The sequence below is a fragment of the Phenylobacterium sp. genome (assembly GCF_044236515.1).
Taxonomy (GTDB): Bacteria; Pseudomonadota; Alphaproteobacteria; order Caulobacterales; family Caulobacteraceae; genus Phenylobacterium.
In genome coordinates this window covers 1-15,944 of the sequence record NZ_JBIIGK010000019.1, presented here as the reverse complement: position 1 = coordinate 15,944, position 15,944 = coordinate 1, and the positions used below count along the sequence as shown (strand labels likewise).

Below are 15,944 nucleotides of genomic sequence, written 5' to 3'. Positions count from 1 at the left end.
GGCCGCCCAATCGGCCTATCAGCTTCGGCCCTTTTTCAGCTCCCGCGGACCTGCGCCTCGTGAACAGCATCTGCATCTATTGCGGCTCATCGGCCGGGACGGACCCGGCCTTTCTCGAGGAGGCCGTGCGGGCCGGGACGCTGATCGCCCAGCAGGGCCTGACGCTGGTCTACGGCGGCGGGCGTGTCGGCTTGATGGGCGCAGTGGCCGACGCAGCGCTGGCCGCCGGCGGCAGGGTGGTGGGCGTCATGCCGGCCGACCTGGTGGCCCAGGAAATCGCCCATACCGGCCTCACCGACCTGCACGTCGTCAATTCGATGCACGAGCGCAAGTGGCGGATGGCCGAGCTGTCCGACGGCTTCCTGTGCCTGCCGGGCGGCCCGGGCACCTTCGAGGAGATCTTCGAGCAGTGGACCTGGGCGCTGCTGGGTTTTCACGCCAAGCCGTGCGGCTTCGTCAACGTCAACGGCTACTACAACCTTCTGCGCCAGACCATTCAGCAGATGGCCGACAAGGGATTTTCGACCCCGCCGTACGTCGACATGCTGATCTACGCCAAGGATACCGCCGAGGCGCTCGACCGGTTTCGGGCTTATCAACCGCCGCCGCCAAAGTGGAACCGCACTCCGGTCGAGCAACGCTACTAGCTTTGCTTTGACGCGCGACGATCCCGCCCTAAGGTATTGTGTCGGGAATTGAGGCTCGGGGGCGGGTCCGGCTCGACGACGAAAGTGTCGAGAACCGGAGGAAACCCATGCGTCGACTTCTTACCCTGGCCGCCATCGCCGCCGCCGCGCCGGCCCTGGCCCATGCCGCCGACCCCGTCAAACTCACCAACTCCGAAGCCCTGGCGATCTTCTCGCGCCCCGAAGCGCGCGCCCAGGAGTTCGGCGGCATCAAGACGGGCAATTACACCATCCTGCGTTCGCCCGATCAGCGGATGCTGGTCGGCGTCTACAAGATGACCGCCGGGACCTTCCCCGCCGGTCCGAACGGCTATGGCCTGACCGAGTTCGCCTATGTCCTGAAGGGCAAGCTGCGGCTGGTCGGCGCCGACGGCAAGGTCATCGAGGCCGGGCCGGGCGAGTCCATCACCATCGAGCGCGGCTGGAAGGGCACCTGGGGCGCGACCGAGGAGACCACTTACTACTACGTCGCCAACACCCTGCCGCGGGAAACCCCGCCGGCGACGGCCAACGTCCCCGCCCAGTAAAGGGCCCGGGTTCAGCGCCGCCGCCGGGCATCCTCGGCGGCGGCGTTCAGCTTGCGGATCCGATCCTCGTACATCCGGGTCAGGCGCGCCGGCTCGGCGATGTCGTTGCGGGCCTCGCGCCAGGCCAGCTGACGTTCGCGCAGCAGGCCGCGCGCCTCGTGCGCCGCCAGGGCGCCGGCATAGGCGTCGCGAAGTTCACGCTGCAGCTTCTGTAGGCTCGGGTCGGCGCAGATCACCCGGTCGGCGGGCGTCGGCGCCGAAGCGCAACCCTCGACCTGCGTGGTCTCGACAGGCTGGGGTTCAGCGACCTTGGCCGAGGCGTCGACCACGGTCTCCTGAGCGTCTGGCGAGGCGACGACCACCTCGAGTGTCTCGGCCGAAGGTTCGGCAGGCAGTTCGACCGGCGCGGCGGCGGGGATCGGCGCCGGCGGGGACGGTAACGGCGCCGGGGCGACTTCGACCGGCGGGGCGATTGCTTGCGCGGCGATCGGCGTGTTTCGCGTGCTCGCCGCGTTGACCCCGAGCGCGGCGCCCACCGCAAGGCCGGCGGCGAAACCGGCCAGCGTCCACGGCGGCCGCAGCGGCCGGCGCTTGGGTCGCGGCTCGCGCGGCAAGGTGAGCTCGGGCTCGTCCTCCAGGCTCGGCGGCGGCGGCGCATCCAGGGCCGGGTCGGGGCGCGACATCGGATCGCCGAGATCGAGAGAGATCACCCGCGGCTCGTCCGACCGGCGTGCGCGGATACGCCGCCGCCCACCGTCGCCGGCCCGGCGGCGGTCCATCTCCTTGAGGATCTGATACGACTGCGCCGCCTGCCCGCGCTGCCGGGCGCTGTCGAGCAGTTGGCGGAGCTCGGGCCCACTGAGGGTGGAAAGGTCAAGCTGCATGGCGGCGTCCTGGGCGCGTCTCGACAAACTCGCCGGCGCCCGTCCTCACCAGCGCGCGCATCATCGCCCGGGCAAGCCCGAACGGGAACAGCGTCATTTCACCGCTCCAGCCCGGCCGGTTCGGGCGCGACGACGCCGGCCGGCGGTATGGGTATAAGAGGTTGTTTCAACGAAAAGGACCGGCTCCCTGGAAACCCGTCGACTGCGCTATTTCATCCAGATCGCCGACAGCGGCAGCATCAGCCGCGCGGCCGCCCGGGCCGGCGTCGCTCAGCCGGCCCTGAGCCAGCAGCTGGCGGTGCTCGAGCGCGAGGTCGGAGCGCGGCTGATCGAGCGCTCGCCGACCGGCGCGCGCCTGACCTCGGCCGGCGCGCTGGTCTACGAGCGGGCCAAGACCATCCTTTCGCACCTCGATCAGCTGGCCGAGGCGGCGCGACGCGCTGAAGCGGCCCAGGCTCAGCCCGTGCGCGTCGGCTTCGCGCCGAGCATGATGAACAGCCTCGGCGTCGGCCTCATCGAACAGGTCTGCGAAGGCGCCGAGCCGACGATCAAGCTCCAGGTCCTTGAAGAGGCCCCGCCCCAACTCGATGGGATGCTGGCGTCCGGCCAGGTCGATATCGTGGTTGGGCCGCGGCGCTCGGCCGGCGAAGACATCGCGTCCGAGCCGCTGTTCCTCGAGCCTCTGGTGCTGATCTATCCCCGGGCCTGGGGTGAGTTGGACGGTCGCGACCTCAACCTGCTGGCCGGCCTGCCGTGGGTAGCGACCCGGCGGGCGCACTCCGTCCGGGCGCTAATCGAGTCCGCCTTCGCCCAGGTCGGCTCCGGATACCGGCTGATTGCCGAGATCGACTCGCCACATACCGTGGTGCGGGTGGTCCAGCGGGGGATCGGCGTCACCGCCCTGCCGCGCGCTGCGGCCGAGCAGGCGGCTGCCGACGGCCTGGTGGCCGTGACGGCGTTCGGGCCTGAGCCGATTCTCCGCCCGATCTTCCTGAACTGGCGCAATCAGCCGGAGCCGACCCCTGCCGGGCGCCGGGCGCTCGAACTACTCCGGAGCGCAGGCGCCGAGTTGGGTCGCCGGATGGCTTCGGCATAAGCAAAAATTATGGGTGTATAAAACCTTTGTGTTAGTCAAACGCTTCGCGGCGCCTAGTTTCCGATCACAAACGCCTGCTCGATGGGCGATGGGAGAGGATGTCGCAGTTGGGGGTCAGCCCGGATCGTCTTGAGGCCCTGCACGAGGATTTCGACGCGCTTGCGCCGGAGACCTTCGACAGCCCCTATCCGATCTACGCCGACCTTCGTGAGCGGTGCCCGGCGGCATTCAGCCGTGCCTGGGGCGGCTTCTGGGCCCTGACACGCTACGACGACGTCGCCGCAGCCCTCGCCGACCCGACCTTCATCACCTCGGTTCAGAACGTGGTGCCGCGTCTGGCCTTCACCGGTCGCCGGCCGCCGCTGCACCTGGATCCGCCGGAGCACACGCCTTATCGCCGGGCGCTAAATCCGCTGTTCAGCCCGCGCCGCCTCGAGGCCCTGGAAGGCCCAACCCGGGCGTTCGCCGTCGACCTGCTCGACCCGATCCTGGCCCGTGGCCACGGCGACATCTGCGAGGAATTCTCCAGCCACCTGCCGGTGAGGGTGTTCGGCGAGTGGATGAACCTGCCCGAACACCTGAGGACGGTTCTGCGCGAGGCCGGCCGGGCCTTCAACATCGCGGTGCAGTCCTTCGACAACGAAGAGGTCAAGCGCACCAGCGGCCGGCTCTACGACATGGCCCGCGAGATGCTGGAGCTGCGCAAGGCCGAGCCCCTCGATCCGCTGGCCGACCCCACCTCCGCCCTGCTGGCCGAGCGCCACGAGGGCGAGCCCCTGCCCGAAGAGATGATCCTCGGCGCCGTCCGCCAGGTGCTGGTTGTCGGGATCATCGCGCCGACGGTGATGATCGGCAGCATCTGCGTCCATCTCAGCCGCCATCCCGAACTGCAGGACGAGCTGCGTCGCGATCCGGGCAAGCTGCCAGGGGCGGTCGAGGAGTTCCTGCGGCTCTATACGCCTTATCGCGGGTTCGCCCGCACGGCGACACAGGACGTCGAGATCGGCGGCCGCTGCATCCTCAAGGACGAGCCGATCGCCCTGGTCTACGCCGCCGCCAACCGCGATCCGGCGGTGTTCGAGGCCCCCGACGAGTTTCGCCTGGGCCGGCCGAACATCGCGCGCCACCTGGCGTTCGGCCGCGGGCCGCACAATTGCGTCGGCGCCGCCCTGGCCCGCTTGCAGCTTCGTATCGCGCTGGAAGAACTCCTGTCGCGGACCGCCGGCTTCGAGCTGGACGGCGACATCAAACCTACACGCTGCCCGGAAATCGGGGCCCTGTCGGTCCCGCTCCGGTTTCACCGCTGACAGACGCCTCGACAAGCGGCGCTGAGCGAATTTGGGGAAGAAAAGATGAACCTCACCGACAACAAGTCCCGCATCTTGTGCAGCGCGGCGTTCAGCGCGCTTTGTCTCGCGTTCGCCACCTCGGCCGCCGCCCAGGAGGATATCGATATCGACGAGGTGGTCGTCACCGGCACCAGCATCCGCGGGGTCGAGGCCGTCGGCTCCGCGACGGTGAAGCTCGACCGGATCGAACTGCAGAAGACCGGCTTCAACAGCCCGGTCGACATCCTGCGCACGGTCCCGCAGATCCAGAACCTGGGCTATGACGACGTTCCTCACGTCGCCCAGAACGGCAACGGCAACCAGCAGCGCGGGACGACCGTCAACCTGCGCGGCCTGGGCAGCAACGCCACCCTGCTGCTGGTCGATGGCCGCCGCGTCGCGCCGACCGGCAACGTCTTCTCCTTCACCGAAGCCAACCAACTTCCCGTCTCTATGATCGAGCGGATCGACGTGGTGGCGGACGGATCGTCCGCGATCTACGGCTCGGACGCCGTGGCCGGCGTCGTCAACTACATCACCCGCAAGTCGTTCGAGGGCCTGGAGATCACCGCCCGGACTACCCAGAACAAGTACTACAGCCAGTACGGCGGCTCGATCATCGGCGGCCATGCGTGGTCGCTGCCGTTCGGCTCCGGCCGCGGCGTGGCGGCCTACGATCGCGACCACCGCGGCGCGATGCTGCAGGGCAAGAGCCGCTATCTGCGCCAGGACCTTCGCGACCTCGGCGGCAACGACAACCGCGTTCGCAACAACACTGCCACCATCGCGCCGGGCGGGGCCATCGTGGTGGCTTCCACGACGCCGAACACTGCCCTGCCGACGGCCGGGACCTTCGTTTATTACGGCCTGCCGGCGAACTATCAGCCGGGCGTCACCACCGGCGCCAGCCTGATCCGCAACCAGCCGCCGCTGATGGACTCGGCCGACTACGTCGATTTCATCCCCGAGACCGACCGCAGCCAGCTCTCGCTCAATCTGGAACAGGACGTCGGCGACCGCCTGACGTTCTACTACGGCGGTTTCTACCACCACCGCGAAAGCACCTCGCGGACGCTGCAGCAGTCGGGCGTGCGCACCATTCCCGCGTCCAGTCCGCTTTATATCCCCGGCGTTCCAGGCGTGGCCCCCGGCGCGCCGCTGACGGTCGCCTTCTCGTTCCTGCGCGACATCGACCAGATGAAGGTGCTGACCACCGACACCGGCATTTCACACACGGTCGGAACGCGGGTGGACCTGATGGCCAACTGGCGCGCCGACGTGGCGTTCACCAGCTCCACCACGCGGACCTGCGCCAACTGCATCGATCCCCTCAACGCCAACCTGAACGGCGCGGCCCTGCAGGCGGCGCTCAACACCGGCACGTTCAACCCGTTCAGCGCCACTCCGGCCTCGCGGGAGGAACTGGCGAAGTTTTTGGTCCCGGCGCAGGACAAGGCGCGCAGCCGCCTGGCGCAGACCTCGGTGCGGCTCGACGGGCCGCTGTTCGACCTGCCGGCCGGAACCGTCCGCGCCGCGGCCGGGTATGAGCGGCTGTATCTGATGCAGAACAACACCCGCTACGGCATCCAGGGCGTTCCGGACACCAACGACGCCTTCGCCGAGCGCACCATCGACGCCTTCTACGGCGAGCTGTTCATCCCGGTGATCGGCGAGGAGCAATCGGTGCCGTTCGTGCGTAGCCTCGACCTCGACATCGCCGGCCGCACCGAGAAATACTCCGACGTCGGCCGGGCCTCGAACCCGAAGATCGGCGTCAACTGGTCGATCAACGAGGATCTTTCGATCAAGGGCGCCTGGGGGCGTTCGTTCCGCGCGCCGAACCTGATCGAGAACAATCCGATCTTCTTCTCGCGCATCAGCCTGACGACGCTGACGAACAACTCGGGCGATCCGACGATCCCGGTCCAGAACGCCGCGACCCGGCAGACCAATGTCATCGCCCTGGCTGGCTCCAACGCCGACCTGGTCCCGGAAAAGGCAGAGAGCACCTCGTTCACCGTCGACTACCAGCCTTCGGCTGTGCCCGGCCTGCGGCTGTCGGCCACCTATTACAAGATCCACTACGAGAACCAGATCATCGGTCTGCAGACCGCCCTGGCGACCTTCCTGGCGACGCCGAACAACCGCGCCCAGTACGCGCCGTTCATCGTCGCGGCGCCGCAGCCGTCGACCTGCGTCAACGGCAATCCGGCGACCTACAATCCGGTCTATGCCCAGGCGATGGCCGACCCGAACCTGGTCATCCTCGATCAGAGCAACTTCTGTTCGGCCGCCGCCCTTGTTTTCCCGCGCAACGCCAACGCCGGCATCAACGAGCAGGACGGCGTCGACGTCTCGATCAACTACGGCTTCGAGACGGGCCTCGGGGACTTCAATTTCAACGCCAACGCCACGAAGATCCTGCACAACCGGGTCAAGATCACGCCGCAGTCCGCCGAGCAGGACGGTCGCGACCGCATCAACTATCCGGTTTCCCTGCGCGGTCGGGCCGGCCTCACCTGGAACCGCGATTTCTGGACCGCCGGTCTCTTCATGAATTACGTGGGCGAATACACCAACGACCTGCCCATCGCCGTCGGCGGTGTCCTGCAGCCGGTCAAGAAGGTGAAGTCCTGGGAGACGTTCGACGCCGTGGTGGCCTACACCGTGCCGAAGGACGCCGGCGGCTACCGCATCTCTATCAACGTCCAGAACCTCTTCGACCGCGATCCGCCGACGGTGCTGTCGGCCAACGGCAACGGCCTCGACGTGCAGAACGCCAACGTGTTCGGCCGCATGGGCACGCTGCAGATCACCAAGAGCTTCTGAGGGGCCGGTAGATGACGTCGACGATCGAGGCGAGCCTTGGACGCAAGGTGCTCTGGCGGCTGATCGCGCCGCTGAGCTTCCTGATCTTCCTGAGCTCCCTCGATCGTTCGAACGTCTCGATCGCGGCGTTGGAGATGAACGCCGAGATCGGTCTGTCGCCCGAGATGTACGGGCGGGGCGCCGGGTTCTTCTTCTTCCTGGGCTACATCCTGCTGCAGTATCCGCACACGGCGATCCTGCGGCGGATCCACGCCCGGCGGTGGGTGACCGCGACCGTGATGCTCTGGGGCGCCGCCGCGACCGCCATGGCCTTCATCCAGTCGCCGGAACACTTCTACGCCGTCCGTTTTTTCCTCGGGGTGTTCGAGGGCGGTTTCGCCCCCGGCGCGACCTATCTGGCGGCGCTGTGGACGCCGCGCTCATTCCGCGCCCAGGCCGTCGGCGTCACCATGCTGGCGATCCCGATCTCCCAGGTGATCGGCGCGCCGCTGTCGGGCTGGCTGATGACCTTGCCGGTGGAGCTGGTTGGACTCTCCGGCTGGCGGCTGATGGTCGGCGTCGAGGGGCTGTTCACCGTGCTGTGCGGGCTCCTGGCTTTCCGGGTGTTCGTCGACAGCCTGCAGGATGCAGGGTGGCTGAGCCCTGAGGAACGGGCGCTCGCGGCCCGCGAACAGGAGGCGGACGCCGGCGATCGGGCGGTCAGCGACAATTCCCTGCGGTTCCTCGCCGATCCGATGTTCTGGACCGCGGCGGGGGTGTGGTTCTGCCTGTTGGCCGGCGCCCAGGGCATCATCTTCTGGATGGCCCAGGTGGTGAAGCAGATCGCCGGCGGCGATCCGCTGCAGGTCGGCCTGATCACCGCCTTGCCCTGGATCGGCGTGGGCTTCGGCATGCTGCTCAACGCCCGCAGTTCCGACCGCACCGGCGAGCGGCATCTGCACCTGGCCATCGCCGCCGCGCTGGGCGGCGCCTGCCTGCTGGCGGCTTTCCTCGTCGAACCGGGCTGGATCGCGGCGGTGTTGCTGGTTCTCGGCGGCCTCGGACTGGGGGGCGCGCAGGGCGTCTTCTGGCCGATCCCGATCAGCATGCTGGCGCGGGAGAATACCGGTCGGGGTGTCACCGTCCTGAACATGATCGGCAACACCGCTGGCCTGATCATGACGCCGCTGATCGGCGTTCTGCGGGAGCGGACCGGCGGCTTCTCGGCCACGATCTACATGCTGGCGGCAGTCATCTTCGCCGCGGCGATCCTGACGCTGATCCTGCGCGCGGGGCGTCGTCGCGCCTGACCCTTTTCTTATGGAGACCGGAATGCGAACGACTCTGTCGTCCCTGATGATCGCGGCGGTTCTGGCCGGATCGGCCGCGGCCCAGCCGGCCTCCGGGCCTTACGCCGTCACCGTCGAGATCGATCCGGACCTGCCCGGCCACACCGTCTACCGCCCGGCGGACCTTGCGGCGGTCAAGGGCAAGCTGCCGGTCATCGCCTACGGCAACGGCGGTTGCGCCAACGTCGGGACCTCCGCGGAAGTCTTCCTGACCGAGGTCGCGTCCCATGGTTATGTCATCGCCGCGCCGGGCCCCATCGTTCGCGCCGCGCCGGGATCGCCGCCCCCGGCCGGCCCGCGCGTGCAAAGCAAGCCGGGCCAGATGATGGACACCCTGGCCTGGGCCGCCGCCGAGAACGCCCAGGCCGGCGGCGCCTATGCCGGTCGCCTTGACCTCTCGAAGCTGGCCGTGATGGGCGGCTCTTGCGGCGGGCTGGAGGCGATCGCCGCGGCCAAGGATCCGCGCGTCAAGACCGCGCTCGTGCTGAACAGCGGCGTCATACGCGGCGCCATCCGCAATGCGGACGGCAGCACCCGCGCGCCCTCCGGCCAAATCCCGGCGAGCGAGGCCGACCTGCCGCAGATCCGCGTGCCGATCGTCTACCTCGTCGGCGGTCCGAGCGACCGGGCCTATGCGGGAGCCGAGGCCGACTTCGCCCAGATCAACCAGGTCCCGGTGTTCAACGCCAATCTGGACGTCGGCCATAGCGGCACCTGGCGCGAGCCGCGCGGGGGCGAGATGGGCCGCGCCGCCCTGGCTTGGTTGAACTGGAAGCTGAAGGGCGACGCCAAGGCCGCCACCCTCTTCGAAGGCCCCGACTGCGGCCTGTGCAAGGACCCCCGCTGGACGGTGAAGAAGAAGGGCATGAAATGATTGACCTCCGCGACCCGGTCGGGCGGACCGTCGCGGCGCTGCTGCTCGCCTTCGCGGCGTCCACTCCGGCCGCGGCCCAGACCGCAGCTGCGGCCCGCGCCCCGCAGAGCAACGCCAGGCCGCCGATGTACGATCTGCCGGCCCGGCCGGTGGTGAAGCCCGCGCGCTCCTGCGAGTCGTTGCTCCAGCTGGATCTGGAAAGCCTTCCCGGCGCGCCGACGGAGATCGTGACCGCCCAGGTGATCGCCGCCGACCGCAACGGCCCCGAGCGCTGCGAGGTCCACGGCTATGTCGCCCCGACCATCCAGTTCAAACTGCGCCTGCCGCTCGATGGCTACACGGGCCGCTTCCTACAGATGGGCTGCGGGGGCAACTGCGGGTTCATCACCGACACGGTGACGCCGATCTGCGATAACGTCATGGCCCTCAGCGGAGCCTTTGCCTACGTCTCGACCGACGCCGGCCATTTCGGCCGCGGCGGCTCCCTGTGGGCGCGCGACAACCCGGCGCTTCTGAAGGACATGGCCGAGCGCGGACCCTACGCCGTCACCGTGGCCGCCAAGGCGATCGTCGAGACCTTCTACGGCGCCGCGCCGGCCTACTCCTATTTCCAGGGCTGTTCCAACGGCGGGCGCGAGGCGATGCTGATGGCCCAGCGCCATCCGGACGCCTTCGACGGCCTGATCGCCGGCGCCCCGGCGAACTACCTGACGCCGGCGTTCATGCGGATGGGCTGGCAGCAGCTGCGCAACCTCGACGCCGCCGGCCAACAGATCCTCACCCCGCCCAAGGCCGAGCTGCTGCACAAGGCGGTGATGGCGGCCTGCGACGGCCTCGACGGCCTTAAGGACGGCCAGATCGACAACCCGCGCGCTTGCCGTTTCGACCCGGCCCGCATCCAGTGCAAGTACGCGCGCCAAACGACCGCCGGCCAGTGCCTTACCCCCGCTCAGGTAGGCGTGGCCCGCGACATCTACCGTGGCCCCGTCGATGCGAAGACCGGTCGCCACCTCACGCTCGGAGGCCTGCAGTACGGTTCGGAGCTCCAGTGGGGCAGCCTCGGTCGGAGCCTCGACGCCGCCCAGGGCATGATGCGCAACATCGTCTATGGCTCCAGCAAGCCGCCGGGGCTGAAGCTGACGGACCTGACGTTCGATGAGGCCTTGCTGCGGGACGTCATGACCCGGCCTTCCGGCTGGATCGACATGTACGACGCCGACCTGACGAGGTTCCGCGACTCCGGCGGCAAGCTGCTGGTCTGGGAGGGCGCGGCCGATCCCAGCCCGGGGCCGAACCAGTCGCCCTACTATTACCAGCGGGTGCGCGACGCGATGGGGGGAACGGCGAAGGTCCGGGAGTTCTACCGCATGTTCTTCCTGCCCGGCGTCTATCACTGCCGCGGCGGTTACATGCCGTACGAGGCCAACTTCCTGGGTGCGACGGTGAACTGGGTGGAACGCGGGGTCGCTCCGGACATGGTCGTGGCCGCCGCGCCCCTCTCCGATGGCGGGCGGCGCACGCGGCCGGTCTACGCCTATCCGGTGGCTGCCAGGTACAAGGGGGCCGGCGACATCAATGACGCCGCCAGCTTCACCGCCGTGTGGCCGAAGGCCGATCCGGACGACCGCTTCGCCTGGGCCGGCGAGGAGATCGCGGCCGAGGTGCTGAACGCTCGCCGCAACGCCGCCGCTCAGGTCGGTTCCGCCCCCTGACGGGGCGTTGACCGGCGGTGTGTCGGCTCTCCATAGTCCTGGCAAGGCCCGCGCCTGTCGGGTCATGGGGAGCGACGTCGTGTACCGTGGGATTGGATCTGTCGTCGCCGGCCTTGCGGCCGGCCTATTGGTGACCTCGGCGGCGGCGCCCGCCGCCAGCGCGCCGCGCGACGAGTCCCGGCTCCTGAAGCCGATCCCCTGGACCAAGCCCAACATCACCAAGGTGGTCGGCCTCGGCTACACCGAACTTGGGGTCGAGATGGACGTCGCGGCGGTCGACATGGTGACGGTCGAGGGGCGCGCCTGCGTCAAGGCGAACGCCGTCGCCTTCGACGTCGACGATCGCTACGCCTTCGACATCGACGAGCCGGTCGAGCTGACGCTGACCTATGCCCCCGGCGAGACGACGGCCCGCGCCATCATCGCCGCCTGGGACCAGAATGGCGGGGAGGGGCATGGCCGGCTTTCCGTCAAGCCCGAGCCCGGGGCGACGTTCCGCACCGTGACCGTCACCCTCGACCGCGCCCGGCTGGCGGGCCTGGGCGCCGCCCAAACCGACATCGCCCTGGCCGGCGAACGGGGCCAGGTCACGCTCTGCGATGTCGCCATCGCCCGCAGCGGCAAGACCGCCGCCCTGCCGCCCGCCGGCCAGCTGCGGCTGAGGGTGATAGACCCCAAGAGCGGCAAGCCGATCCCCGCCCGGGTCGGGGTGTACGACGCCTCCGGCCGCTTGCCGATGCCGGGCCCGCAGGCGGTGGAGATCCGCCGGTTCTCAGACAAGGTCCGCCGGCATTGGGTGAACGAGCGGACCATGTGGCCGTCCCCGAACCGCCAGGCCTTCTACATCGACGGATCGTACGAAGCCGACCTGCCGGCCGGCCGCTACGAACTGGCCATCACCCGCGGCCCGGAGTTCCGCGCCCATCATGGCGCCTTCGAGATCAAGGCGGGCCAACCCACTGAGGTCAGCGTGTCTCTGGACCGCTTCCAGGATCTGCCGGCCCAAGGCTGGTACTCGGGGGAATCCCACCTCCACCTCAGCCGCGAGCAGGTTGTGGACAAGGATGTCTTCGCCCAGGTCGCCGCGGAGGACCTGAAGGTCAGCAACCTCCTGGAAATGGGCAACATCGACGGGACCTATTTCCGCCAGCCCGCCTGGGGCGCCGCCGGGCGATACGAGCGCGACGGCTACATCATGGTCTCCGGCCAGGAAGACCCGCGCACCGGGCACCGTGGCCACACCATCCAGTGGAACCTGAAGGCCCCGGTCCACCAGCCGCCGGAGCGGTTCTATTCCTACCACCGGGTGTTCGAGGAAGCCCGCAGGCAGGGCGCGCTGACCGGCTATGCCCACCTCGGCGAGTTGTTCAACGGTCCCCGAGGCCTGGCGCTCGACGTGCCCTTCGGCCTCATCGACTTCATCGAGGTGCTGCAGGGCGGCCGCCTGCACACCGAGGCCTGGTACAGCTTCCTGAACCTCGGCTTCCGCATCTCGCCGGTGGCCGGCGCCGACTATCCGTTCTTCGGCCCGACCCTGCCGGGCGTCGAGCGGACCTATGTGAAGGTCGACGGCCGGCTGACCGCCGACCGCTGGTTCGACGCCTTCAAGGCCGGCCGGGCCTACGTCACGAACGGCCCGTTCCTGGAGTTCAAGGTCAACGGTCGCGAGATGGGCTCGGAGATCCGCGTGCCGAAGGGCGCGCGGTTGGATGTCGCCGCCCTTGCCACCATGAACCCGGACCACGAGAAACTGACCCGCATCGAACTCGTCGTCCTCGGCGACATCGCCGCCAAGGTCGACGCGACGGATGGCGGGAAGGTCGAACTCCGCCAGCAGATCGTCGCCGACCGCAGCATGTGGATCGCCGTTCGCGCCTATGGTCAGCGGCAGGAGCGCTGGAACACCACCGCCGCCCACAGCGCCCCGATCTACGTCGTCGTCGATGACCAGCCGACCTGGAACGCGGCGAAGGCGCCGGAACTCGTCCAGCTGCACCGGACGAACCTGAAGGCACTGCTGGAGAAGCCCGTCGATCCGACCGAAGATCTAGAAGGCTTCGAGACCGGCCCTAGCCTCGTCGGTCAGTGGGAGGCCCAGCTGCCGGCGATCCGGGCCCGCGTTGGCGAGGCCAATGCGAGGTACGACGCCCTGTTGGCCCGCCTGGCGAAGTCGCAGGGGCGGTAAGCCTAGTTGTAGGCGACCGTCACGTTGAAGGTGGTCGAATAGGCGCCGGCCACTGTGCTCGACTGAAGGGTCACCTGGCCGCCGATGTTGAACTGCACCGTGCCGCCGCCGCCGATCTGGCCGCCGGTCATGCTCGACTGCAAGTTCACCGGCAGGGTCTCCGAGCCGCCCTGTCGCGTCAGGTTGATGTTCGAGGGAAAGGTGACGTTGATGTTGGCGTTCGGCTGACCGGTGACCGTGAAGTTGGCGCGGGTCGGCGTGCTGCCGCTGGCCTGCGACAGGTTCGAGGTGCTGACGGCGCCGTTGTTGGCGTCGATCTGGATGGTTCCGGAACCGCTGGTCGGCCGGAAGACGGTGCCGAAGCTGAGGTCGGAGTTCTTGTCGACGACCAGCACCGGTTGCATGACCGTGATGCTGCCGCTGGCCGACTGGCTGGTCTGGGCGGCGGCCCGGCCGGCCATGGCGAGGGCGGCGGCCGCCAGAGCGGCCGGCAAGGCGGCGTGAATGATCGAGGTCTTGAACAGCGGCCCGTCTCCGTCTGGCACACGCCCTAGGTTGCAAACCAAGGCGAAGCAACTGCGGCGCCGCTTCCCGCAACCGCGAGTGGCGAGCTGCGAAGCTTTCTCAACTTTGAGGGATCAAATTCGCGGAACGTCGGTCGGCGGCTAACCGCCGATCTCCTTGGCCACCGCCTCGCCGACCTTGATCCCATCGACGGCCGCCGAAAGGATGCCGCCCGCATATCCGGCGCCTTCACCGGCCGGATAGAGGCCGCGCACATTGAGGCTCTGGAAGTCGACGCCGCGGGTCATACGGATCGGCGAGGAGGTGCGGGTCTCGACGCCCGTCAGCAAGGCCTCCGCGTCGTCGTAGCGCGCGATCTTGCGGCCAAAGACCGGAATGGCCTCGCGCATCGCCTCGATCACATAGTCCGGCATCAACGGGGCGAGATCGGTCGGCCTGACGCCCGGCCGATAGCTCGGGACCACCTCGCCCAGGGCAGCCGATGGCCGGCCGGCCAGGAAGTCGCCGACCAACTGTCCCGGCGCGAAGTAGTCGCCGCCGCCGGCCACGAAGGCGCGGCTCTCCAGCTCTCTTTGGAGCGCGATGCCGGCCAGCGGGTGCTCGCTTGGATAGTCCGCCGGCGAGATGCCGACCACGAAACCGGAATTGGCGTTCCGTTCGTTGCGCGAATACTGGCTCATGCCGTTGGTGACCACGCGGCCGGGCTCCGACGTCGCCGCCACGACCGTGCCGCCCGGACACATGCAGAAGCTATAGACGGTCCGGCCGTTGCGGGCGTGGTGCGACAGCGAATAGGCGGCGGCTCCAAGGTCCGGGTGGCCGGCGCAGGGGCCGAACAGCGCCCGGTCGATCCAGGACTGCGGATGCTCGATGCGGAAGCCGATCGAGAACGGCTTGGCCTCGAAGTGGACCCCGCGGTCGTACAGCGTCTGGAAGGTGTCGCGGGCCGAATGGCCGACGGCGAAGACGACATGGTCCGCCTCGACGAACTCGCCCGTGTGCAGGTGGACTCCGCGCAGGCGCGGGCCGCCGTCCGCGCCGCGGCTGAGCTCGATGTCCGTGACCCGGCGTTCGAACCGGTATTCGCCGCCCAGGGCCTCGATCTTGGCGCGCATGGCTTCAACCATGGTCACCAGCCGGAAGGTGCCGATGTGCGGGTGGGCGTCGGTCAGGATCTCGGGCGGCGCGCCGGCTTCCACGAACTCGGTCAGCACCTTGCGGCCGAGGAAGCGCGGGTCTTTGATCTGGCTGTAGAGCTTGCCGTCGGAGAAGGTGCCGGCGCCGCCCTCGCCGAACTGGACGTTGGACTCAGGGTTCAGCTCACTCCGGCGCCACAGGGCCCAGGTGTCCTTGGCGCGCTCGCGTACGACCTTGCCGCGATCGAGGATGATCGGCCGGAAACCCATCTCGGCGAGAATCAGTCCGGCGAACAGGCCGCAAGGGCCGGCGCCGATCACCACCGGCCGCAGCGGCAGGGCCGGGGGCGCCTTGGCGACGGGCCGGTAGGCGGTGTCTGGCGTCGGCCGGACGTGCGGATCGTCCGCCAGACGCGCCAGCACCGCGGCCTCGCCCGTCACTTCGACGTCGACGATATAGACCTTGAGGATCGCCGCCTTCTTGCGCGCGTCGTGCGCCCGCTTCCACACCGACCAGCGGATGAGGTCGTGCGCCGCCACGCCCAGCCGCTGGGCGATCGCCGCCGGCAGGTCTTCGGGCGGGTGGTCGAGGGGGAGCTTGAGTTCGGAGATCCGCAGCATCGGCGCCTATGTAGCGGCTCTCGTCGGCCAGCGCATGGGCAGCGCCCGAGCCTTCGGCGGCCCGGGCGTCCCGTGGCGGCCTAGCTGACCCGCTCGTAGGCCAGGCTCAGGCCCTGGCCGACGCCGACGCAGAGGGTGGCGAGGCCATAGCGGCCGCCGTTGGCCTCGAGCTGGCGCAGGCCGGCGATGACCAGCCGGGTTCCCGAGGCGCCG

Annotated in this window: 12 protein-coding genes and 1 pseudogene; 9 read left to right on the top strand and 4 right to left on the bottom strand. The window is 68.9% G+C overall.

The window, feature by feature from the left end; translation table 11 throughout:
- The first annotated feature begins 59 nt into the window (after window positions 1–59).
- Together ACILRF_RS03660 and ACILRF_RS03655 are read left to right on the top strand one after the other, a co-directional pair.
- Window positions 60–647, top strand: a complete 588-nt coding sequence (locus ACILRF_RS03660) for a TIGR00730 family Rossman fold protein (RefSeq protein WP_395670913.1) — start codon at window positions 60–62, stop codon at window positions 645–647.
- Between the two features lie 107 nt (window positions 648–754).
- Entirely contained in the window at window positions 755–1,213 is a 459-nt protein-coding gene (locus tag ACILRF_RS03655) for a cupin domain-containing protein (protein ID WP_395670912.1), read from the top strand.
- An 11-nt stretch (window positions 1,214–1,224) separates the two neighbouring features.
- Here the strand turns inward: ACILRF_RS03655 and ACILRF_RS03650 are convergent, their stop codons facing one another.
- Window positions 1,225–2,097, bottom strand: coding sequence for a hypothetical protein (locus ACILRF_RS03650; RefSeq protein WP_395670911.1), 873 nt, complete (start codon window positions 2,095–2,097; stop codon window positions 1,225–1,227).
- Window positions 2,098–2,284: 187 nt separating this feature from the next.
- Between ACILRF_RS03650 and ACILRF_RS03645 the strand changes: the two genes are divergently transcribed.
- From ACILRF_RS03645 to ACILRF_RS03615, 7 genes are all read left to right on the top strand, one after another.
- A complete protein-coding gene (locus tag ACILRF_RS03645; RefSeq protein WP_395670925.1) occupies window positions 2,285–3,193 on the top strand; it encodes a LysR family transcriptional regulator in 909 nt (302 codons plus the stop codon).
- Window positions 3,194–3,291: 98 nt separating this feature from the next.
- Window positions 3,292–4,500, top strand: a complete 1,209-nt coding sequence (locus ACILRF_RS03640; protein ID WP_395670910.1) for a cytochrome P450 — start codon at window positions 3,292–3,294, stop codon at window positions 4,498–4,500.
- 45 nt (window positions 4,501–4,545) lie between these two features.
- Window positions 4,546–7,350 (top strand): TonB-dependent receptor plug domain-containing protein, encoded by a 2,805-nt coding sequence (locus ACILRF_RS03635; protein WP_395670909.1) that lies wholly within the window; start codon window positions 4,546–4,548, stop codon window positions 7,348–7,350.
- 11 nt (window positions 7,351–7,361) lie between these two features.
- Window positions 7,362–8,639, top strand: coding sequence for an MFS transporter (locus tag ACILRF_RS03630; protein ID WP_395670908.1), 1,278 nt, complete (start codon window positions 7,362–7,364; stop codon window positions 8,637–8,639).
- Between the two features lie 22 nt (window positions 8,640–8,661).
- Window positions 8,662–9,552, top strand: coding sequence for an alpha/beta hydrolase (locus ACILRF_RS03625; RefSeq protein ID WP_395670907.1), 891 nt, complete (start codon window positions 8,662–8,664; stop codon window positions 9,550–9,552).
- Complete coding sequence (locus tag ACILRF_RS03620) at window positions 9,549–11,264, top strand: tannase/feruloyl esterase family alpha/beta hydrolase (RefSeq protein WP_395670906.1); 1,716 nt, start codon at window positions 9,549–9,551, stop codon at window positions 11,262–11,264. The genes ACILRF_RS03625 and ACILRF_RS03620 overlap by 4 nt, the downstream gene beginning before the upstream one ends.
- A 79-nt stretch (window positions 11,265–11,343) precedes the next feature.
- On the top strand, window positions 11,344–13,449 hold the full coding sequence (locus ACILRF_RS03615) for a CehA/McbA family metallohydrolase (RefSeq protein WP_395670905.1): 2,106 nt from the start codon (window positions 11,344–11,346) through the stop codon (window positions 13,447–13,449).
- Window positions 13,450–13,451: 2 nt separating this feature from the next.
- Here ACILRF_RS03615 and ACILRF_RS03610 read toward each other — a convergent pair whose 3' ends face one another.
- From ACILRF_RS03610 to ACILRF_RS03600, 3 genes and pseudogenes are all read right to left on the bottom strand, one after another.
- The gene (locus ACILRF_RS03610; protein WP_395670904.1) at window positions 13,452–13,994 is read right to left on the bottom strand and encodes a DUF4402 domain-containing protein; all 543 of its coding nucleotides are present in this window, start codon (window positions 13,992–13,994) and stop codon (window positions 13,452–13,454) included.
- Window positions 13,995–14,114: 120 nt separating this feature from the next.
- Window positions 14,115–15,731 (bottom strand): NAD(P)/FAD-dependent oxidoreductase, encoded by a 1,617-nt coding sequence (locus ACILRF_RS03605; RefSeq protein WP_395670903.1) that lies wholly within the window; start codon window positions 15,729–15,731, stop codon window positions 14,115–14,117.
- An 80-nt stretch (window positions 15,732–15,811) separates the two neighbouring features.
- A pseudogene (locus ACILRF_RS03600) lies at window positions 15,812–15,944 on the bottom strand (3-oxoadipyl-CoA thiolase); the annotation flags it as partial.

Bases quoted from the DNA above. Each gene is read 5' to 3' on its own strand.
- ACILRF_RS03655 (WP_395670912.1), top strand. From the start codon at position 755: ATGCGTCGACTTCTTACCCTGGCCGCCATCGCCGCCGCCGCGCCGGCC.
- ACILRF_RS03650 (WP_395670911.1), bottom strand. From the start codon at position 2,097: ATGCAGCTTGACCTTTCCACCCTCAGTGGGCCCGAGCTCCGCCAACTG.
- ACILRF_RS03640 (WP_395670910.1), top strand. From the start codon at position 3,292: ATGTCGCAGTTGGGGGTCAGCCCGGATCGTCTTGAGGCCCTGCACGAG.
- ACILRF_RS03635 (WP_395670909.1), top strand. From the start codon at position 4,546: ATGAACCTCACCGACAACAAGTCCCGCATCTTGTGCAGCGCGGCGTTC.
- ACILRF_RS03630 (WP_395670908.1), top strand. From the start codon at position 7,362: ATGACGTCGACGATCGAGGCGAGCCTTGGACGCAAGGTGCTCTGGCGG.
- ACILRF_RS03625 (WP_395670907.1), top strand. From the start codon at position 8,662: ATGCGAACGACTCTGTCGTCCCTGATGATCGCGGCGGTTCTGGCCGGA.
- ACILRF_RS03620 (WP_395670906.1), top strand. From the start codon at position 9,549: ATGATTGACCTCCGCGACCCGGTCGGGCGGACCGTCGCGGCGCTGCTG.
- ACILRF_RS03605 (WP_395670903.1), bottom strand. From the start codon at position 15,731: ATGCTGCGGATCTCCGAACTCAAGCTCCCCCTCGACCACCCGCCCGAA.